The sequence below is a fragment of the Bacillus sp. MZGC1 genome (assembly GCF_002998605.1).
In the GTDB taxonomy this organism is placed as follows: domain Bacteria; phylum Bacillota; class Bacilli; order Bacillales; family Bacillaceae; genus Bacillus.
The window spans coordinates 84,710-104,802 of record NZ_PVRE01000001.1 but is presented as its reverse complement, the minus strand read 5'-3'; the positions used below and the strand labels follow the sequence as shown (position 1 = coordinate 104,802).

Here is a 20,093-nt window from a genome sequence, read left to right as displayed (position 1 = left end):
TTTTCTTCATTCCTATCTTTTAGGATTTTGATTAGGTAATCCTGTAATTTCACCTTCTGGAATAAACCTTCTATGAGTAACCCCCTTATTGGGATCGACAATCCACTCAAAAATACCATTTTGATCTTTTACCGAAAACACTCTTTCAATTATACGTAAATCTTTATTATAAACATCCTTGTAACTATAGTATTTCATTCCACCTTCTATTTGATATAACTTAACCTTTGTTTTATCACCACCAACCAAATCAAACTCTTTAGCCAGTGGTGTGTAATTGTCAATTATATCATTGAAACCATGTTGACCATCTGGCTTTTTCAACGCACTTCCGACCCTTTTATTATCTATTACCGGATGTTCAATTTTATCTCCTTTAATCCCCATCTTCCCATTGAACCCTTTCGCCCCAAACGGCAAAAGCATTCCCAGCGCCGCGTTCATACTCGCTTCCTGCTGTTCTTTCGAGACCTTATTTCCAAACATGTCTCGCCCAGTAATCGCTTCACTGAAGCCGTTTGTTGCGGTGAGACCATATAAGCCTTTTTGAGATGTTTTTAAGGCGTCAAAGGACTTTTGCGATGTCTTGTAGATGTCGACTGCTCGTACTGCTGCTGATGTGGCTTGAGTCGTTTTATAGACAGCCTTTCCGCCTTTGAAAATACGGCCTGCCCAGCCGACGATTGGGATATAACCTGCTGCTGCCATGCCGCCTGCGGCGACGCGCTGTCCTGCGGTAAGTTCTTCGCCTGTGATCGGGTCAACGCCCGTTGCGGCGCGTTTTGCATCGTTCACGCCAGTCAGTTCATTCACGATATTTCCACCATAATCAAGTGCTTTTTCATACCAAGGGCGGTTGGCGAGTGCTTCTTGTTCCTTTGCGATTTCTCTAGCTTCTTCTTGTTCTTTTTTAATTTTGAGATATTCAGCAGTTTGCTTCTCAATATCGCTTTTTGCCTTGTAGATTTCGCTATTTTGATACGCTTTCTTGTCAAAATTCATCGGCGAAATGGCTTTTCCATCATTTGTCGCATTCATCATTTCTGCGTACAATGCCATTGTAGCTTGCTGCTCCGTTTCTGATAAAGCATATTCATCTTTTAAATTTTGATCAAGCTCTCTTAGGTCTTTTACTGTCTTTTTTCGTTCATCTTCTGCATTTGCAATTTTTTCATCAAAGGTTTGGCTATCAAATACTTCTAGAGAAATGAGGTCGTCGATGTCTTGAAAAATCGTTTTGAGTGCCTTTTTTTGATCCTTTACAATACTTTTGGCGTTTTTGATTCCCATATGTACTGCATTGTCTAAAAAGTGTTCTTCTACAAAGGTATCGTCGCCAAAATTCGTATCATCGAGTGTCCCAGAAACACCTTCATGAAAGGCTTTTTGCTTATCAATGAAGCTGATAAACATGTCTACATTTCCAGCCAGCTCTTTATAAAAGCTTTTAATGTTGTCGGCGCCTTTTCCAGTGAAATCATCACCGAGATTTGCCACACCTTGTAGTGCCTTTTTTAAATCTACCATTTGTTCACGGAGTTCCTGATAGTGTTTTGCCCTTGTGTCCGTGGCACTTGTTAGTGCTTTTGTATCAAGTATCTTGCCCAGAAGAAGTCACTCCCTCCATTATTGATCATAAAGTCTATTTTACCGTGTCCACCAAAACGGAAAAATAGGCTAATTGACATAAAAAATGGAATAGACTCACTATTTAACGGGCTAAAAAATAAGCTAGACACTGTACTTTGCTCTGTCTAGCCATACCCATGTGTTATTTAAAATCATTGATAGGTCCTTTATCCATCAAAACCTCAATTTCATTAGAAGACTTCATTTTTAATTTAGGTCTGCGCTCAGAGTTTGGTTTGCTGTAAAGCTCAAGTGGGCGGATGATCACACCATCATTTGTATTTTGAAGTATACCTGGCACACAAGAATAAATACGATCATTGTCATTGGCATGTTTGGCATGAATCGTCACAGACGTTCCTTGGTGATTATCTATACTCATAGATACTCTATATCTATAAAAGGAACCTGTTCCGTTTGATTGGGCAGAATAAACAACCGGAACGACAGCAAGGATATCGTCATTTAACCGTAGTTTAATAACTTCTGTTTTCATTGATTCATGGTCTCTACCGACATCTCCCATATGCTCAACAGCTCCGTTGCCGTAACTTTTGAGAGCAGGAATTCCTTTCGCACCAAACATAGCCACATCTACTTGCTTTCCTGACTTTGTGTAGACCAATGCATAAATATCATAATCGGTGCCGGACTCCCAGGATACTGTAGCTGTGATCTCAGGCGTTTTCTCGATTATGATCGGTTTATGACCTTTGTCTAGACTAATTTTACCCTGAACTTTCTCTAAACTGATAGGTGCAGCGACTTTCTCTTTAGCAGTTGTCTTCGTTTGAGCAGGGTCTTTAATTGGTTGTTTTTCAGGAGCCATTTGATGTGTAGAAATATCCTGTTCATCAGGTTCAACCTCCACACCATAAAGCTTGCATAGACCTTCCAGTCCAGAATCGAAACCACGCCAAATTGAGCGTGCTTTCGTGTCACCATTTCTTATATATAGCTCTACTACGACAATGCCCTTTTCATTTGTAAAGTTTACTGGTGTTAGATAAAACACCTCGTCACCTGTTCGAATTTCTGCTTGCAAATTCTTCACTTGAGAAAAGCCCGTTCCTTGATCTTCTGTTAATGTAATAGCCATCTTTGTGATTCCAGCAGGCACTTTGCTCATATCAAAATTCAATTGATGCCTTTTCAATTGACCTGATACCTCTGCTGGTAGAAGTGCCGCTGCACCCGAAGCACTCTCTGGTTGATTGTAAAAAATAATGCCATGATCTCCTTCAACCTGATCCGAATCTGTTAAAAGAAACGCTGTTAAAGAAATATCAATTGCAGATGACACTTCATAGCTGATGGATACATGCCCCTTTGGAGAACTTAGTACGGTATTGGCTCCCATTTGCAGTGTTTGATTCATTTCAACAACTCCTATACTTTATCTACCATTTATCGTTTTTATAGATCAATTATACCAAATCATGTAATAGAACCTATTAATATCTTTATCTCTTTTCAACCTCTGCAATGATATGAGACAATGCTAACTAAAAACAAACCACTCCCGAAAGGAAAATCAATGTGTATAAAAGAATCATTCCTGCAATTATGGTGATATTCGGCCTTTGGATTCTTCTTCAAATATCCTTGAACATCAAGATCTTTCACAATCCAATGAACTATTTTGTCGCCATTACTCTCTTTTTTCTTTGTATTCAGGCATTAATAAAATTTAGACAATAAAAATTCACTCAGGCACATACACTTTTTTCAAAGGTAATAAAGATCTTGTCTCAGTTGGCATATCCTCATACCAATGTACAATAAGATTGACGAGTTCTTCTAAGTCCAATAGATGAACTTCATTATGCTTCGCAACAGCTTTTGCATGAGAGGTAAATCCACCAGTAGAAACAAATAAACTATTTGCATTCATGGGGTTTGCTCCTAATAATTGCTGCACTTCTGGCGCACTGGCTGAATTTTTCCGATGCTTGACTTGTACTTTAATAATAGGCTTTTCAAATCCAAATGCATCTTTATAAGCTAATATATCTACACCGCCGTCAGGACCTTTTGGACTCACACGAACATTGTATGACATAGCTTGCAGTAAGCCCCCGACTAAGTCTTGCATCTGCCACGGATCCAGTTTATCCACCTTATCTGCAATCATCACAGTTGCTTTGCTGACTAAATCTTCAATAATTTCATCTTCTTCTGTTTCATCTTCGAATGCTGGTATAGAAGTAGGGTTTTTAAGTAGGTGTTCAATTTCTTTCCCCCAATCGTCTACACGAAAAACAGTTGATATAGAACCGAGGCTGTTCTTAGCTGATTGGCTGAGAGAATCTCGTTTCACTGCGATTGGTTCCCAATTGACTTGAATATGATTTGGATACATTTTATCCCCTGCTGCTTCATCAAAAAAATGTGGAGCAGTCACCGTACCAACTCGATATTCACGGCTTTCTTTTATGTATGTAATAATTCGATCTCCCTTTTGAATTTCTCTACTAAACCTCCATACCTGACTAACCCAGCTTCTTCTCGTAAAAGGTTTGTTCTCGGCGTATATGACATCAGCTCGAGCATTCATCTCTTGCTTTGTTTGATATTGTTTTGGATTACCTAATTTAGGCCACCCGATTGATGCTAATCCTTTCTCTTCCCAAATCGGAATTAAATCATTCTGGTCGCCTGCACGCACCATCCACCATTTCGTCATTTACGATCTCTCCCATTCCAATCTTCTTCTTTTCTTACTAAATTATAAGACTTATATCTAGTGAACAAAAGGAGATACAAACCAATTTTCCCGAAAGAACGTAAAAACCCGAACAAGCACATACTTCGCTCATCCGGGCTTCTCTTTTCCTTTGTTACACTTCTTCACCGTTCGTGGCAATGACGTTTTGGTACCAAGTAAAAGAATCTTTTTTGAGTCTCTTCATCGAGCCGTTGCCTTCGTTGTCGCGGTCAACGTAGATCATGCCGTAGCGTTTTTTCATTTCACCTGTTGTGAATGACACGATATCAATGATGCCCCAAGGTGTGTAGCCAATAAGGTCAACACCGTCGTATTCAATGGCTTTTTTCAGTGCTTCGATATGAGAAGCGAGATATTGAATACGTTCTGGATCGTGAATAGAACCGTCTTCTTCCACTTGATCTATGGCACCAAATCCATTTTCTACAATGAATAGCGGGATTTGATAGCGATCATAAAAACGATTCAAAGTATATCTTAGGCCTGTCGGGTCAATGGACCAGCCCCAGTCGCTTGATTTGATATAAGGATTGTCTACACCATGCGGCAGGGCTCCGTTGACAATATCTCCGTTGTTATCAGACACTGCATCACTTTTAACCGTTGTCGACATGTAGTAGCTAAAGCCAAGATAATCTACTTTCCCTTTTCTTAAGCTTTCTTCATCGCCTTCTTCAAACGGAATATGATAGCCTTCGCGTTCGAATTCTTTAAGTGCATAGCTCGGATAGTAGCCCCGAACTTGTACATCTGGGAAGAAATAGCGTTGTCTCATATATTCTTCAGCAAGCATGACATCCTCTGGATTTGAGGAATATGGATAGATTGGTACGTGAGAAACCATTGCTCCAATTTGAAAAGCAGGATTGATTTCTTTGCCTTTTGCTACTGCCCACGCACTTGCAAGTAATTCATGATGTCCTGCTTGATACATGATTTCTTTGGCATTTTCGCCTTCTTTGACTGATACCCCTGAATTTGTCCAAAGGAACAGTGGGTTGTTGACATCCATTTTGTTATTGATTTCATTAAATGTCATCCAGTATGTGACTTTGTCCTTGTATCGATTGAAGCACACTTCTGCGAATTTTGCGAAATACTCAGCGACTTTTCGGCTTCGGAACCCGCCGTATTCTCTTGCCAAATGAAGCGGCATCTCAAAGTGAGACAGTGTAATTACAGGCTCGATGCCATGCTTGAGCAGTTCATCAAATACATCATCATAGAATTGTAAACCAGCTTCATTCGGTTCAGCTTCATCTCCCTTTGGGAAAATTCGGCTCCAGCCGATGGATGTACGCAGGCATTTCAAACCCATTTCGGCAAACATCGCGATATCTTCCTTGTAACGATGGTAGAAATCGATCGCTTCATGGTTCGGATAAAATTTGTTGTCTTCTATCGTCTCAGTAATTTGTCTCGGTACTCCGTGAGCACCAGCTGTCATTACATCCACAACACTTGGGCCTTTTCCTCCTTCATTCCATCCACCTTCGAATTGATGTGCAGCTAATGCTCCGCCCCATAGAAAACCTTTTGGTAATGTCATTATTTATTCCTCCTATTTTACAATTGTAATCATGACGTCCGTTGGCTGACATGTCGATTGTGCTTCTACCATCACATCTTCATACGCTTGTGTATTGGTGATGATGACTGGTGTGACTGTTTTTAATCCTTTGCTTTCAATGGCTTCTTGATCAAATGTCATCAACAAGTCACCCTTTTTCACCTTGTCGCCTTCTTGAATTTTGAGTGTAAATGCTGAGCCATCTAGAGAAACCGTATCAATTCCTACGTGAACAAGTAACTCCACACCAAATTCTGAACGAAGTCCAATGGCATGCTTTGTTGGTGCAAGCATGACAACACTGCCGTCAAACGGTGCATACAGCTTATTGTCTGTCGGTTCAATGGCAAAGCCTTTGCCCATCGCCCCGGAGCTAAATACGGCATCCGGTACTTCAGATAATGTGAGCACTTTTCCTGCAAGTGGTGCAGTGATTGTTTCTTCATTGTTCATCGAAGCATTCTTTTTTTCTTTATCTTGATCTTTGACAGTTGTTGTTCCGGCTGTCTGCTCCACTGTATCTTCCCCATAACCAAACATTTGAATGAGCACAACTGGTAAGATCAGCGCAATTGCGACACCAATTAAGATACCGATGATCGATGTTGGATAATCTGCACTAATTCCGTTCACAATTGTCAGCGGACCAGGCAAACCTGCATACGCAAAGTAATAAGGCGTGAAGAAGCTGGCAACGATGGCACCGGCTGCTCCAGAAATACATCCGAAAATAAACGGCTTTTTAAAACGTAAGGTAACACCGTAAATCGCAGGCTCCGTAATTCCGAAGAGTCCCGTGATTCCGGCTGAGACTCCGACTTTCCGAGTTTCGCGGTTTCTTGCTTTTAAAATAACTCCTAACACTGCGCCGACCTGAGCGATAACAGCGATGGTTTGATATGCCTGGAAGGAGTCACGTCCATATTGTTCAAAGTTGGCGAGCACCATTGGCGTAATGCCCCAGTGAACGCCGAATATGACAAGTACTTGCCAGAATCCACCGATAATGGCGCCTGCTAAAGCCGGTACATTTTCTGCTAAGATATTGTATCCGTTTGCAATCCCATTTGCACCTGCTGTTGAAAGAGGACCAATTAATAGAATGGTTAACGGAACCATGACGACCATACAGATAAATGGGACAAATAACGGTTTTACTACCTCGTGAATCCGTTTATTTAAAAATCTCTCTACATATGAAAGAATCCATACCAGGAACAGCGGAGGCAAAACAGATGACGTATAAACAGTTTCAGATAACGCAATGCCTAAAAAGGTAACGCCTTCACCTGAAGCCACACGCCCAGCAATTTCTGTCCAAGCTGGACTGACAAGCGCTGCTGTACACGCTACTGCGATATACATATTCGTTTTAAAATGCTTAGCTGCTGTGATGGCAATAAAGATTGGCAAAAACGTAAACGGTGCCCATGAAATGAAACTAAAGACTTCATATGTTCCCGTTTTCGAAAAGCTTGGAAATAACAAATTAATGAGGATAAGTGCACCTTGTAAAATACCAGCTGCAGCCAAAATATACACAAAAGGCGCAAACACAGCGGACATGGTCGCAATGACACGGTTCAGTACCGTTCCCTTGTTTTCATTAGGCTGGTCATCATCCGACGATTGGAGCTGAACAAGGTTGGAAAAATGCTCGTATACTTCACCAACATGCTGGCCGATGACGACCTGAAATTGACCGCCGTTTTCCACCACGGTAATAACACCAGGCATGGCGTTGACTGCTTCCTTGGCCTTTGGATTCGAACGTTTCAGTACCAAACGCAGACGCGTGGCGCATCTTGCGGCACTCACCACATTTTCTTCTCCGCCAACTGCCTCTAAGATGTCTTCTGCAAGCTTTTGATAATCCCTCACTTTTGACATATAACCCCCCCTTTATCACTACTAGTATATGTATATTATAATTATACCGGTACAATATATCAATACATATATAATTTTGATTAGCATATCAAAGGAAAATCGGTATGTGCTATAATACAAAGACAATAAATCGTGAAAACAAAGAGGAATGGCTATGTTAAAGTATCAACAAATTGCGAGCGATATTGAAAAATATATTGTCACCCATGAGCTGCAGCAAGGGGACAAGCTTCCTGTACTCGAAACCCTCATGAGCCAATTTGCTGTGAGCAAAAGCACCATTATCAAATCATTAGACTTACTCGAAAGAAAAGGAATTATCTATCAAGTGAGGGGCAGCGGCATCTTTGTTCGAAGACACAGGCGCAAGGGCTATATCAGCCTTTTATCCAACCAAGGGTTTAAAAAAGATTTAGAGGAATTTCAACTGACTTCAGAGGTTTTAATGCTAGACACCATCAAACCGCCCGAAGAAGCAGCGCTTAATTTGAATATTGAAGAAGATGAGGATGTTTTTTACCTCAAACGCATCCGTTACATCAATGGACAAACCTTATGTCTAGAAGAATCCTATTATCGAAAAACCATCATTCCCTATCTCAACACAGAAATTGCTGCCGATTCTGTTTTTAAATTTATCAGTGAAGGCCTTGGACTCAAGGTCGGCTTTTCCGATATGTACTTACAAGTAGGAAAACTGAATGAAACCGAAGCAAAGCACCTCGGCCTTAAACAAGATGATCCCGCTCTCCGCGTCGAGACCGTCTTTCATCTCACAAACGGCCAGCCCTTCGACTTCTCGAAAATCACATATAACTACATGCAATCCCAATTTTTTATTCAGGCGAATAATTATTATGGGTGATGGATGGAAAAAGCTTCCTGAGACAATCAGGAAGCTTTTTTGTCGTATGAAGAAATGTCGCATGATGAATGTTTTGCCGAATATGAGGCATCACCCGCTCACCTCATCAATTAATGAAAGACCGTTTCGATTCCGCCGCAGCAATACAATCCCTAATTCGGATACGAGCTTCACAATGTTATGACTCACGCCAGACTGTGTCAGCCCAAGTTTCTCCTCGGCTTTTAAAACTGCCGGATTCGACGACTGTTAGAAATATTTTGTATTGGAATGTGATCAGTTTGCTTATCTCATATGTTAATCTCACATTAAATCTTGGCAAAACCTACTGCTCGATATATCTTTGATCTTTCGATTTAAATGGCTTTCTACCAACTGAAAACATTTTTCCTGAATCAATGACCGTTTATGCGTGTCTAGTTGTTCTTTTTCATCACCATGCACATCTTCATCTTCCTCTAACTGAAAATCAGTTAAGTCCATTTTGTCATGAACATGAGTTTTAATAAAAACATGAGCATTGTGAAAATCGTGCATATGCTCTACTAAAGAAGAGATCGTGGTGATAAAATCATCGAATGTTTCTTCTTCAAACGTTTTTTTGAGATCGAGATTACTATGGACATCAATTGAAATGTAATTATATCTTTCATCCAGTTCTTCTTGGGTAGCTAGAGGATTATCGTGAGTCGTTGCTTTTCGATTTAAATCTGTAATGGAGAAATAAATGGTGATTTCTTTTTTATCGAGAAATTCATACTCCCATATTTCTGCGTCTCTTAATCTTAATATGCGGGTTAGGTTGTCCAACTTTTTAAACCCTCCATTGTTATTCATCTATTTCTAAAAAATGATGATCTTAATTCGTCGTTGCCGACGAAGAAGACCTAGACGCTGCCTCATCAGCCTTCACACAATCAATCGCAACAACCAGTGCAATCATCACAGGCTCCATCTCTTCTTTCAAAATATCAACCTTATAGCTGTCACCCCAAGTAAACCATTCCTTCTTCACCTGACCGATCACTTCGCCATTCTGCAGCACTTGGAAATTCATATCCCACCAGTTGCCTTGTACTTCTACACCAGCAGCATCAATTGAATATTTTGCTTTAAAGAACGTAAACTCTTTTTTGATCGTCAATACCTCTTGCCCACCAACTTCTACTAAAAACTTTGGTAAAAAGCTAAACATTTTCTTCGTAATCACGGCGATTTCTTCTCGTTCTGTATTCAGAATGGTGAACGTCTTCGGCATCTTCATAAAGCTGCCCTCAACCACATACACATCGTTCTCCTGCTGATCCTTTACCGTAAACCTGCCGCTCAGACTAAATACTTTCTGCTTCATGTAAAGCTGTTTCATATGTACCTCCCTCTACTAAATGACAACTTCATTAAAGTTTATCATACAGAAAAAGGCCCAGATAACCCAGCTGTAAATTTCTTCACCAAAAACTGTATCAAACTAAGCGTTTTCCCCATTCATTTTCTTTTTAAAAGCAAAAATGGCGATAGCTACAATAACACCTGTATATCCAATTACCCACCAAAGATGCAGTAAAATTGATGCATAGTCTCCAGAAAGTGCGGCTCTGCTAGCGTCTACTGCGTGAGCAAATGGAAGTGCGTACGCAATATCTTTGAACCAGCCTCCAACTAAATTCAAATCGAACCATGTACCACTTAACCATGCGCTCATATTCGTTAGTAGCGCTCCACAAATACCACCAACCTGCTTGTCGTTAAATATACTCCCCACTAAGAGCCCTATGCCGATAAATAGTAAAGATGTTGGCAAAAGGACAAGAATGGATAACAAAACATTGGAATTAAAAGGTAATCTTAAGAAAAGTGCTGCGATAAAGCTAATGATAACTTGAACAATTGCTATCGGTATGAGTGGGACAATATACCCTACAATGTAATCTGAGGCAGAAAGAGGTGTAGTAAACAATCGCATCAAAAATGATGTACTTCGATCTTTAGCTATTAACATTCCAGAGAATAGTGAGATAAAAGAAAGCCCGAAGACGGCTATGCCAGGAATTAGTTTATCAATGACAAATAAATCAGTTGGAACATTCGCTTGAATAGCATGAAGCAAAAATAAGATAACTAACGGGAAGCCTATACCAAATGCTAAGTTTAAAGGATCTCTCAAAATCTCTTTACGATTACGTGCAGCAAAGGCTAGTGACTTCATCTGGTGACCTCCTCATTGGTAGCTAACGAAATAAAGGCATCCTCAAGTGATTTGGTGTTGGTACTTTCCATCAATTCAGCTGCTGTTCCAACTGCCTTTAATTTTCCTTTCGCCATCGTCCCTATTCGATCCGAAAGGGCTGCTGCTTCCTCCATATAATGTGTCGTGAGAATGATGGTCATGCTCCCCTTTAATTTCTCAATAGTACTCCATAGCTCACGCCTTGCGATGACATCGAGACCGAGAGTAGGTTCATCAAGAAAAAGGATTTTGGGGTCTGTAATGAGTGCCATTGCAATACTAAGTCTTCTTTGCATTCCTCCAGATAAGGTTTTAGCCTTCATTTTAGATACCTCCGTCAGACTAAACGTACCAAGCATTTCCTCGACTTTTATATCAACCGTTTTCTTGTGGAATCCGTATATTTGAGCGATTAATTCAAGATTTTCTTTAACGGATAAATTAGGAGCTATTGCCGTTTCCTGTGGTGAAACATTAATCTGTTCTTTTACTGCATAGGGATTAGAAACAATACTGTTACCAAGGATCGTTGCATCACCGGTAGTAGGGATGCTAAGACAGGTCAACATCTTGATCGTTGTCGTTTTACCTGCACCATTCACTCCAAGTAAAGTAAAAAGCTCGCCTTGTTCAATTGAAAGATTAAGAGAATCGACTGCAATCTTTTCTTCGAATTTCTTAGTTAGATTCTTTGTTTGAATAGCAATCATTCCTCATCCTCCTGATCTTCCTGTGCCTTATATATATCGTCAGCAAACTGCAGGAAGGCCTCATTTTTTACAATGGCGATTCCTTGAGCTTCATCGCCCAAAATCAACAGGCTGTCTCCAGGACTGATGCTGAATATCTCCCTCGCTTTTTTAGGAATGACAATTTGCCCGCGTTCACCAACCTTTACAAGTCCAAATATGTGTTTTCCTTTTGGTTTCACCCCTACCTCTTCTGTACCATCCACATTATTCACGAGATCATCCAAAGCAACGCCATATATTTCAGCCAAAGCCTTACAATTGTTGATATCCGGCACAGTTTCTCCCGATTCCCATTTCGCAACAGCTTGCCTTGAAACACCAATTTTCTCAGCCACTTCTTCTTGTGTAAACCTGTGTATTTTTCGCATTTTTTTCAAATTCATATTGATCATGTTTTTCACACCCTTCAATATCATTATATAAGACTTATTCCGATCATCTACCAACTGAACATGACATCAGAAGTTATCTTCAATTTACATTTGGTTAAATGCCTAAGTTTAACCCAAAAAAGCCACCTCGAAATTAAGTGGAGGGGACTTTTTTGGTGTGTAATCGAATATAGGAACTGAGATTCATATGTTTAATCACATATACTAATTTTTAATTCTGCTACAACACCTTTTGCTAAAGCTAATAAGGGAAGTAAGAATGGCTTGGAAAATCGGTATTCCCCCACGCAAAGCATCACTAGATAAGTATAGTAATGTTATCAGTGAATAAAAAGAGGAACTATGAAAAATGTCTGTCACAGTTTGTGATGCAGAATATGTTGTAGGTTTGCCATAGAAAATAAAAAAGTCTCGTTTGAGGGAAATCACTCAAATGAGACTTTTTTGTTTAGTTTCAGCAATTATTTAATAACCATTTACAAAGTAAGCAATGGTTTCTAATTCATCTTCTTTCAGTTCTCTGTTCACGTAATTTTGATATTCTATCGTGATTTTCTGCTTATCTCCACCACAAAGATCGGTATATTTCGCAATCATCCTAAGCTTGTTTGTTTCCTGACGAAACTCCTCTTTTGTCCACGGTCTTTGATGTGAAGGAATATACATATCAGCATCAAAACCATCTAATTCATTTAAAAGTCGCAATGTTTCCTTCATCGTATAATGTACTTTTTCGGCATACATTTTCGGATAAATGCAATCACCAAGAAAAAGGATTTTCTCTTCTTTCACATACACGATGACTGAATCTGCGGCATGATCGCCTCCAACAAGTTGCACGACACACGTGACCCCGCCAAGATCGATCTCCATCCGACGGTCAAATGTCACATCCGGTAAAACCACTTTAATATCTCGATGATCCTGATATTCTTCCTTGATGGCCTTCGCACAGAACTCAATCTCCGTTCCTTCCCTCACCCGCTCATCAATCGCCTCATCTGACCACGAAAACGGAAGCAGCTTCTCCATTTCACTTCTTGTCTTTACAGAAGCAATCGAAAGCGAATCAGGCAGCGCTGGCAGACCAAAGATATGATCCCAATGCCAATGCGTGAGGACAACCATATCAGGAGTCAAGTTCTCATGTTTTAACGTTTCTTTGATAAAGTACTTGGCATGTTCTTTCGAGTTACCAGCATCAATCATTAATGTCTTGTTACTGCCCACAACCATACCTAGAATGGGGCGGTCGGTGAGTGATATTGGTGTGATGTAGGAGAAGGTTTGGCCTATTTTTTTGATTGTGTGCATGGTGTGCCTGCTTTCTTAGATTGTATATTGAAGTACTACTTACGCAGCTGGTTACAAGCCAGTTGTACGTATATGTTATAAGTTTGAAATTCACTTATTATTATAGTCATTAATAATTGAAATAGTCTTGTTTGCAACGTCACTTCCAAGAGATGCATACAATTTCTTATCACCAATAATATAAAATTCTTCTTTAGCTCGAGTGGCCGCAACATTCATTATATTGGGCTCTGAAACAGCCCATTTTGCTGCTCCACTGCTATTTGAATCTGTTCCTAGGACAAAATAGACAATTTTCGCTTCTTTTCCTTGAAAAGTATGAACAGTACCTACATTTGTTGGTTTACCGTCTTTTCGTTTAGTAAAGCAAATTTCATCTAAAACTCTTGTAATTTGATAAGCAACATTTCTAAAGGGAGATATTACATAGATATCATCAGCTAAATCTGTATTTGCTTGTAATTGCTTAGTAATTTGGTTTTTTAGTAACTCAGCTTGTTCTTTAACATATTTGTCATTCGCCTTTCCAACACAATGAAGCCACTCTGATGTCCCTTGCACCTCATCTTCATTTTTACCTTGTACCATTAAACCATCATAAGAAATTTCATTAGAAATCGTGAACATTGGATAGTTTGAACGTCTATGTACCCACAGTGGAATACCAATCCATTCGTCTTCGTTTTTTTGGAATCCATACTGACTAGTATCATCTACTATTGTTTGAGTGGATGCATTAGCAGATACAAATTTTTCGTCTACATTATAGTGTCTTCCAATCAAAGTTAAAACATTTGGATCTAAATTTAATACAGGCTTTATTTGTGAGGGGTCCCCTACAACCATTACTTTTTTACTTCTAAAAATTGCTCCTACACTAGCCTGCGGTAATGCTTGACCAGCCTCGTCAATGAATAAGTTGCCTATTGAATTTTCCTTGAGGTTTTTAAACATTCGACCAAAACTTGCAAAAGTAGTACTGATAACTGGCACAGCGAAATTGATCCATTGCCATGCTTCTGAAATTAACTCATGGCCATTCTCTTTCGCAATGTAATTTGATTGTTTATTCCAGATAATCCTTGCTGCCCTTAAATTTCTTACATTCTCAGAGAGGAATTGCTTTCTCACTTTTAATGCCGAAATAAATAATTCTGATTGTAAAATACGAAACTCCTTTGTAAACCAAGGATTAGACTTTTGGAGTTCTTCGTATGATAGAGAAAAGTCTATTTCCTTAATTTCACTTTGTGATTTGTTCTTTTCAAATGCATCAATTTCTTTTTTCATTTTTCCCAGATCATTATCCTTAGCATTCACCCATCGTTCAAAGGTAGATTTTCTTTCCATCATTTGTTTTTGAGTATGCTCTTTTTTAACAGCATTTTTCGCTAGATGATTTTCAAGCTGTCTATAATCATTTGTAAGTGTTGTTTTTTGTTGAGTTAGATCATTTAAGTGTTCATTCACGCTGCTTAGCTTTTTGAAATAATGTTCGACTTTAGATTTATTAAATATTTTCTGAAACCATAAAAAACTAGGCTTTTGTGAAGTAAGAACATGATAATTTCGTTCAGCTTGTACTTCTGCCCTTGATAAATTTTCAAGTTCAACAGAAACATTAGATAAAACTTTTTGAAATTTTAATTCCTCTTCTCTAAGTCTCTCTAATTCAACTTTTGCTTCTTTTTCATTACTAGTCAAAACTTTATGTTTTTCTTTTTTCTCATTTTCAAATTCTTTAACTTGATTTATATAATTGATATTTAGTTTTCGTATTTTATATAATTTTTGGCTATATTTTTCTACTTTATCTCTTTCAACTTTTAATTTATTATAAAGCCGTTTGAATTCCTGATATACTCCAGTATTCGATTGATCATCTTCCTCTAAATCTTTTTCAATTGCCTCTATATTGAGAAGCAATTTATTCATGTTGATTGAATTTCCACCTTCTAATGAAAAAACACCCCAATTTTTATCATTGAGCAGTTCACTTATAATGTATCGATCTTTCCCAAATCCTTCTCCTGTTAATTGAGAATTAGAAATATCTTTGAAATAATTTGCTTTCTCTAATTGATCTTGAAAACATTTTGGAATCTCTTCTTTCACCGGTAATTCATTAACGATATTTTGGACTGCTCCATTATTTGAACTTGCCACAATAATATTTTTATCAGAAATAGATCGTGGTAAAACGCCAAGTTTAGCATTTTGCCAATAGGTCAGACTGCCTTGAATCACTTTATTAGAAAGATTTGAAATAGCTAGTGCCTGTTGTACGACTAAATCAGCAAAAATATCCTTCAACAATGTTGTCTTGCCTGTTCCTGGTGGGCCGTTAATACTTCGGATATCGTTTTTGTCGTTTAAAGCTAAATTGACAGCTGCTTGTTGCATAAAATAGAGTGCATAATCAGGGTTTGATGGAAAACGTCCTAACGGATAATATTTTGGTTTTAAAGCAATTTCCTCAAAAATATAAGCGTTAAAATGTTCAGACTCTTTATGACTGTCTAGATTTCTTCTATTTCCAGTAAACCCGTTAAAATATCTGTTTATATTTTCAGTATCAATTAACTTTGCCATTTTTAAATCTTCAATAAAGAAGGAATGTAGATTAATATCCTCATTATCCAGATGTCGTATGAATTTATAACGGAAATTATCTATTGACACATGATACTTTTGTATAAGTTCAGAAAACACATTATGAAAACCCTCTTCAAATTTTCGATCTAATTCTTCTCTAAATAAAGTTTCAACTTTTAAGAAATCATCAGGTAAATGGCCATGTTCGCGGATATAACCGCTCATTGTTAAAAATAATTTATCAGCCACTAGGTTGAGTTGATGATCAAAATATAAAGCGAAAGTAAATTTTTCCGAATTACTTATTTCCTCATAAGTTTTCTCAATATTATATTTTTCTCTCAAAATATCAACAACTTCTTGGAAATTGAAAATACCAAAGTAAAATACGATTCCAGACTTTTTAAAGGCTTTATCTAACATATTATTTTGTTGTTTTTGATGAGATAAAAAATTCATAAAGAATTGTTGCCAATCTTTTTCAATACGATGAAATGTCTTTAATAATTTGCCACTTTTATTAATTGAACCTTCTGCTAACTGCTCTATTGTAATCCATGCATTTAGAATATCTTCCTTTTTATTCATGCTATATCTCCTGTTATCGAGCATATTTAAATATCGACAATTATACTTTTGAATAGTCTTTGAGTCTTTAATATTAAATAATAACATACTTTTCCAGTGTAACTCAATTCCATATTGTAGTTAATATGAAGCAGCAAAATATCAACTAAACATATTTCAAAATTTTTTTATAATAACCTTTCTTAGATGGTTTTATTACGCCATTAAATAAATAAAGCGCCATTCAATAGAATTGAATGACGCTTGCTTGATCTATAAATTAACTAATTCTGTTCTCTTTTTTTGAGCAGATAAACCATCCATTCCAACAGAACCATAATAAATAGCTAATCTATGTCCTTTACCAATAATCCCAACTGGATAATCAGCTTCTCCAATGAAACCTTCAAAGTCATCTGGATGGACATCAACTTCAATTTCATGGCCAATGAACGCATGATGATAAGAGAGATCCTGATAAAGTTCGATTAAAAACTGTAGCATTTGATTTTGAAGAATAAATACTTCTTGAGAGGCTACTTCTTCCCAGTTAAAATCTAGTAAGAAACCAAAGTATCCATCTTCTATATGAATTGTTAATCTTACTGGTTTAGAGCTATTTAATAGATTTAATACTTCAAATTCTGTATAGTGACCAGACAAATATGAATCTTCGATGATATTTTTACTTATACTTTGTTCAATCCAATTTTCTCCATCTGTATCTATACTATACTTTACTTTTTTAAAGGACACGTCCCTTTTTTTTAAGGAATTTACGAAAGACTGAAACATTTGAATATGATCATTTTCACGAAAAACAACACCAACATTTACAGATCCACCTATACCCATTATTAATCACCTCTTAACTATTAACTCACCGATTCTAATATAGTTATTTTTTTGTTTCGTTGAGAGCTTATAACCAGTAATAAATTCACCGTTCTGCTTGAAAAATGCAGCTTTATTCCCCCTTAAATGCATCATAACGTAACCTGATTGTCCACTATGCTTTGTTCTATATACATGACTTGAACGACTTACGTGGTTTCTTAGAGCTGTTTCAAATTTTTTTGCATTTGCCTTGCTATAAGATCCTTTTACACCAAAATCAACAGCATGTTTAAATTTCTTTTGTAGCTGCACAGATTTAAACGTAACTGCAGTAACAGCTCTTAAAATTTGACTTCTTGTATACATCTTAAAAGCAATCTTAGCAGAAGTTCTGATAATCACACCTAAAATAATAGCTGGTAAAATAGAAGCCTCAATTTCTTCAGAATTAACAGTGTATTTTTCACCAGAGTCTTTATCTGTTAAGGTAGCTTTAAACGTTTCATTATCCGCCTCTTCAACGGCAATGTCATATTCTTTGTTAATAAGTTTACCATTTTCATCAATAATAGATGACGTAAAGTTCATTTCTTCCGTTTCTAAGCTCATTTCAAGGTCACCCTTAACTTCAAGATCTTCTGAGTTAAAGGTAGTTTCAATATGAAGTGATTCTTCTTCTAAGTCAATTAAATTAATATCCAATTCATCAGTATAATCAATATTTAATTCATCATAGACTTCCTGCTTAATCTCATCAAACTGATTTTCTAACAATTGATTATTTACTTCATTACTTTCACTAATTGCTTCGGCTTGATTTATTGGTAAATTTACAATTACCATCGCAGTCACTATTAATATAGTTATTATTTTTTTATAATTCATTTTAGGCTCCTTTATGATTATAGATTAATAATCCGTTCCCTTGCTCATCATCATTTAAAGATTGAACTTTTCGGGATTCTTGTTTCAACTTTTTCATAAGTTCATCAACATTTAACTTCTTAGATTTACTCAAGTAATCCTGAACATACAGTGAAGTTACACCAGTAACATGTGCGGCTGCAAAGGAGGTTCCAGTAAACAAACTATATTCCCCCCTATGATTAGTAGAGAGTATATCAACTCCTGGTGCAATATAATCTATCTTTCCTCTTGCCGCTGAGCTTGGCCTTTTAAGATTTTTTTTAATAGAATTAACTGATATCACATTTGTGTATTTCGCTGGATACTCTACACCAGTTCCATATGTATTTCCTGCTGCAGCTACTATAATTATTCCATGTGACACTGCTTTATCAATGGATGACTTTAATTTAGCTTTATTAGTAACTACACCTGAACTGATATTGATTATATGTACACCTTCTTTTATGCTCCATTCAATACCCTTTATTAAAGATTCAACATCTCCTTTACCTTGTTGATTTAAAACCTTAACATCATAAAGCTCCACACCTGAATAATTGTAACTTGTTATACCTTTATTAGATTGTCTTGCTCCAATGATTCCTGCCACGGCAGTGCCATGACCAAAATCATCGGTGACAGGTCTTTTTGGAGTAACAGCATTATATTCCTTTTTAACAATACCTTTTAAATCCTGATGTTGTTGATTAATACCACTGTCTAAGATAGCTATTTTAACTTTAGTTCTTCCTTCGCTTCTTCCACTGTTCATCATATATGGATCAAGCAACTTAATATTCCATTGGACTTTTATGTCTTCACTGAAGTTAGCTTTCTCACTCTCTTTATTCGTATTGTTTAAGTTATTAAATACAAAAAAAACAATTAAGAAAACTAACACTATTATACTAATTATAAACGTGTAAATTTTTATTCTTATATATAAAACCTCCTATTCATGACTTAAGAATCACTTAACTTCAAATATATGATAACTTATCGTAATGGAAAATTCAATATTTTTATCCATAATTAGTTATTTAATGAACGTAATTATTAACTTAATTACTTTTTCAGCTTAATATATTAAAGGGGTTAGTTAAACGGAGATTTACTTCTATTAACAGATTACGGTAGGGAATTAATGATTAATCCAGATTCAAACATCAATGATTTTTGGAATAATCAGCTTCCAAAGGAAACTTCAGGGAAGTTGCAATCACTAGAGGCCCCATTCGCAAGTACACATTACGAGGCACTCAATTCGTTAATTAAAGCTTATGATGAGTATTCAATTCATTTAAGAAAATATCTTAAGTCATTACTAATGAATATGAATCCCTATAATTTCGAGTCGTTAGTAATACAGGTATTAGTACAAGTAAATGAGGCACCCTACGGTGAAGTTACTAAAAAAAGTGGCGATGATGGTATTGATGGTCTACTATATAGAACCTTACTCAAACAAGGAGAAATACTCGTTCAAATTAAAAGATATTTAGAAAATAATCTAGTAGGTGAACAAGATATTCGGGATTTTATTGGAGCATGGAGCCAAAAACATAACACTGGTGCTTACTTCGTCACTACCTCTAGTTATACGAATAAGGCAAAATTAAAAAGTGAAGAACGCTGGATCATACTTATTGATGGGAATCAATTAGTTGATTTAATGATTAATCATCAAATTGGGTTAAAAGAAACTAATGATTTAAAGTTCTGTTTAACCCCATCATTAGAATTATTTGATTAATTTTAAAAAGGGATGAACCATGTTCACCCTTTTTAGATTGGGTTTAATTAGTTTTTTTAAAATTA

General features: G+C 37.1%; 19 protein-coding genes. 3 read left to right on the top strand and 16 right to left on the bottom strand.

Going from position 1 to position 20,093, the window contains the following annotated elements; translation table 11 throughout:
- Positions 1-12 precede the first annotated feature (12 nt).
- Positions 13-1,608 (bottom strand): ribonuclease YeeF family protein, encoded by a 1,596-nt coding sequence (locus C6Y06_RS00500; RefSeq protein WP_106036351.1) that lies wholly within the window; start codon positions 1,606-1,608, stop codon positions 13-15.
- Positions 1,609-1,771: 163 nt separating this feature from the next.
- Positions 1,772-3,007: a TerD family protein gene (locus tag C6Y06_RS00495; protein WP_106036350.1), complete on the bottom strand. Its 1,236-nt coding sequence runs from the start codon at positions 3,005-3,007 to the stop codon at positions 1,772-1,774.
- A 161-nt stretch (positions 3,008-3,168) separates the two neighbouring features.
- On the opposite strand from C6Y06_RS00495, the gene C6Y06_RS20225 reads away from it, so the two are divergent.
- Positions 3,169-3,330: a hypothetical protein gene (locus C6Y06_RS20225; RefSeq protein ID WP_223251416.1), complete on the top strand. Its 162-nt coding sequence runs from the start codon at positions 3,169-3,171 to the stop codon at positions 3,328-3,330.
- 4 nt (positions 3,331-3,334) lie between these two features.
- Here the strand turns inward: C6Y06_RS20225 and C6Y06_RS00490 are convergent, their stop codons facing one another.
- From C6Y06_RS00490 to C6Y06_RS00480, 3 genes are all read right to left on the bottom strand, one after another.
- The gene (locus C6Y06_RS00490) at positions 3,335-4,315 is read right to left on the bottom strand and encodes a restriction endonuclease (RefSeq protein WP_066031490.1); all 981 of its coding nucleotides are present in this window, start codon (positions 4,313-4,315) and stop codon (positions 3,335-3,337) included.
- A 154-nt stretch (positions 4,316-4,469) separates the two neighbouring features.
- Positions 4,470-5,906, bottom strand: coding sequence for a 6-phospho-beta-glucosidase BglA (gene bglA / locus C6Y06_RS00485; protein WP_034660565.1), 1,437 nt, complete (start codon positions 5,904-5,906; stop codon positions 4,470-4,472).
- A 12-nt stretch (positions 5,907-5,918) separates the two neighbouring features.
- Positions 5,919-7,817 (bottom strand): beta-glucoside-specific PTS transporter subunit IIABC, encoded by a 1,899-nt coding sequence (locus tag C6Y06_RS00480; RefSeq protein ID WP_060597661.1) that lies wholly within the window; start codon positions 7,815-7,817, stop codon positions 5,919-5,921.
- 154 nt (positions 7,818-7,971) lie between these two features.
- Between C6Y06_RS00480 and C6Y06_RS00475 the strand changes: the two genes are divergently transcribed.
- Positions 7,972-8,682, top strand: a complete 711-nt coding sequence (locus C6Y06_RS00475) for a GntR family transcriptional regulator (RefSeq protein WP_060597662.1) — start codon at positions 7,972-7,974, stop codon at positions 8,680-8,682.
- A gap of 90 nt (positions 8,683-8,772) precedes the next feature.
- On the opposite strand, the gene C6Y06_RS20220 is transcribed toward C6Y06_RS00475, so the two are convergent.
- The 11 genes from C6Y06_RS20220 to C6Y06_RS00420 form a co-directional block, all read right to left on the bottom strand.
- A complete protein-coding gene (locus C6Y06_RS20220) occupies positions 8,773-8,856 on the bottom strand; it encodes a hypothetical protein (protein ID WP_231135477.1) in 84 nt (27 codons plus the stop codon).
- 129 nt (positions 8,857-8,985) lie between these two features.
- On the bottom strand, positions 8,986-9,492 hold the full coding sequence (locus tag C6Y06_RS00465) for a hypothetical protein (protein WP_066031489.1): 507 nt from the start codon (positions 9,490-9,492) through the stop codon (positions 8,986-8,988).
- A 49-nt stretch (positions 9,493-9,541) separates the two neighbouring features.
- Positions 9,542-10,048 (bottom strand): LURP-one-related/scramblase family protein, encoded by a 507-nt coding sequence (locus tag C6Y06_RS00460; protein WP_034660571.1) that lies wholly within the window; start codon positions 10,046-10,048, stop codon positions 9,542-9,544.
- A 102-nt stretch (positions 10,049-10,150) separates the two neighbouring features.
- The gene (locus tag C6Y06_RS00455) at positions 10,151-10,888 is read right to left on the bottom strand and encodes an ABC transporter permease (protein WP_060597664.1); all 738 of its coding nucleotides are present in this window, start codon (positions 10,886-10,888) and stop codon (positions 10,151-10,153) included.
- Positions 10,885-11,619 carry an ABC transporter ATP-binding protein gene (locus tag C6Y06_RS00450; RefSeq protein ID WP_060597665.1) on the bottom strand — a complete coding sequence of 245 codons (735 nt, stop codon included), beginning with the start codon at positions 11,617-11,619 and terminating at the stop codon, positions 10,885-10,887. Before C6Y06_RS00450 ends, C6Y06_RS00455 begins: the two co-directional genes overlap by 4 nt.
- Positions 11,616-12,053 carry a helix-turn-helix transcriptional regulator gene (locus C6Y06_RS00445; protein WP_034660576.1) on the bottom strand — a complete coding sequence of 146 codons (438 nt, stop codon included), beginning with the start codon at positions 12,051-12,053 and terminating at the stop codon, positions 11,616-11,618. Before C6Y06_RS00445 ends, C6Y06_RS00450 begins: the two co-directional genes overlap by 4 nt.
- Positions 12,054-12,518: 465 nt before the next feature.
- Positions 12,519-13,367, bottom strand: a complete 849-nt coding sequence (locus C6Y06_RS00440) for an MBL fold metallo-hydrolase (RefSeq protein ID WP_060597666.1) — start codon at positions 13,365-13,367, stop codon at positions 12,519-12,521.
- Positions 13,368-13,457: 90 nt separating this feature from the next.
- Positions 13,458-16,550, bottom strand: coding sequence for an AAA domain-containing protein (locus C6Y06_RS00435; protein ID WP_060597667.1), 3,093 nt, complete (start codon positions 16,548-16,550; stop codon positions 13,458-13,460).
- Between the two features lie 252 nt (positions 16,551-16,802).
- Entirely contained in the window at positions 16,803-17,384 is a 582-nt protein-coding gene (locus C6Y06_RS00430) for an Imm64 family immunity protein (RefSeq protein WP_066031487.1), read from the bottom strand.
- Positions 17,385-17,390: 6 nt separating this feature from the next.
- Entirely contained in the window at positions 17,391-18,251 is an 861-nt protein-coding gene (locus C6Y06_RS00425; RefSeq protein ID WP_060597669.1) for an SAR2788 family putative toxin, read from the bottom strand.
- A gap of 1 nt (position 18,252) precedes the next feature.
- Entirely contained in the window at positions 18,253-19,176 is a 924-nt protein-coding gene (locus C6Y06_RS00420) for a S8 family peptidase (RefSeq protein ID WP_106036348.1), read from the bottom strand.
- Positions 19,177-19,419: 243 nt separating this feature from the next.
- Here C6Y06_RS00420 and C6Y06_RS00415 point away from each other — a divergent pair, with 243 nt between their 5' ends.
- Positions 19,420-20,028, top strand: coding sequence for a restriction endonuclease (locus C6Y06_RS00415; protein WP_066031485.1), 609 nt, complete (start codon positions 19,420-19,422; stop codon positions 20,026-20,028).
- Positions 20,029-20,093: the final 65 nt, after the last annotated feature.

What these genes read in the sequence shown, in the direction of transcription:
- C6Y06_RS00425 (WP_060597669.1), bottom strand. Translation starts at nt 18,251, where the DNA reads ATGAATTATAAAAAAATAATAACTATATTAATAGTGACTGCGATGGTA.
- C6Y06_RS00480 (WP_060597661.1), bottom strand. Translation starts at nt 7,817, where the DNA reads ATGTCAAAAGTGAGGGATTATCAAAAGCTTGCAGAAGACATCTTAGAG.
- C6Y06_RS00415 (WP_066031485.1), top strand. Translation starts at nt 19,420, where the DNA reads ATGATTAATCCAGATTCAAACATCAATGATTTTTGGAATAATCAGCTT.
- C6Y06_RS00490 (WP_066031490.1), bottom strand. Translation starts at nt 4,315, where the DNA reads ATGACGAAATGGTGGATGGTGCGTGCAGGCGACCAGAATGATTTAATT.
- C6Y06_RS00495 (WP_106036350.1), bottom strand. Translation starts at nt 3,007, where the DNA reads ATGAATCAAACACTGCAAATGGGAGCCAATACCGTACTAAGTTCTCCA.
- C6Y06_RS00440 (WP_060597666.1), bottom strand. Translation starts at nt 13,367, where the DNA reads ATGCACACAATCAAAAAAATAGGCCAAACCTTCTCCTACATCACACCA.
- C6Y06_RS00475 (WP_060597662.1), top strand. Translation starts at nt 7,972, where the DNA reads ATGTTAAAGTATCAACAAATTGCGAGCGATATTGAAAAATATATTGTC.
- C6Y06_RS00450 (WP_060597665.1), bottom strand. Translation starts at nt 11,619, where the DNA reads ATGATTGCTATTCAAACAAAGAATCTAACTAAGAAATTCGAAGAAAAG.
- C6Y06_RS00445 (WP_034660576.1), bottom strand. Translation starts at nt 12,053, where the DNA reads ATGATCAATATGAATTTGAAAAAAATGCGAAAAATACACAGGTTTACA.
- C6Y06_RS00460 (WP_034660571.1), bottom strand. Translation starts at nt 10,048, where the DNA reads ATGAAACAGCTTTACATGAAGCAGAAAGTATTTAGTCTGAGCGGCAGG.
- C6Y06_RS00435 (WP_060597667.1), bottom strand. Translation starts at nt 16,550, where the DNA reads ATGAATAAAAAGGAAGATATTCTAAATGCATGGATTACAATAGAGCAG.
- bglA (WP_034660565.1), bottom strand. Translation starts at nt 5,906, where the DNA reads ATGACATTACCAAAAGGTTTTCTATGGGGCGGAGCATTAGCTGCACAT.
- C6Y06_RS00455 (WP_060597664.1), bottom strand. Translation starts at nt 10,888, where the DNA reads ATGAAGTCACTAGCCTTTGCTGCACGTAATCGTAAAGAGATTTTGAGA.
- C6Y06_RS00430 (WP_066031487.1), bottom strand. Translation starts at nt 17,384, where the DNA reads ATGGGTATAGGTGGATCTGTAAATGTTGGTGTTGTTTTTCGTGAAAAT.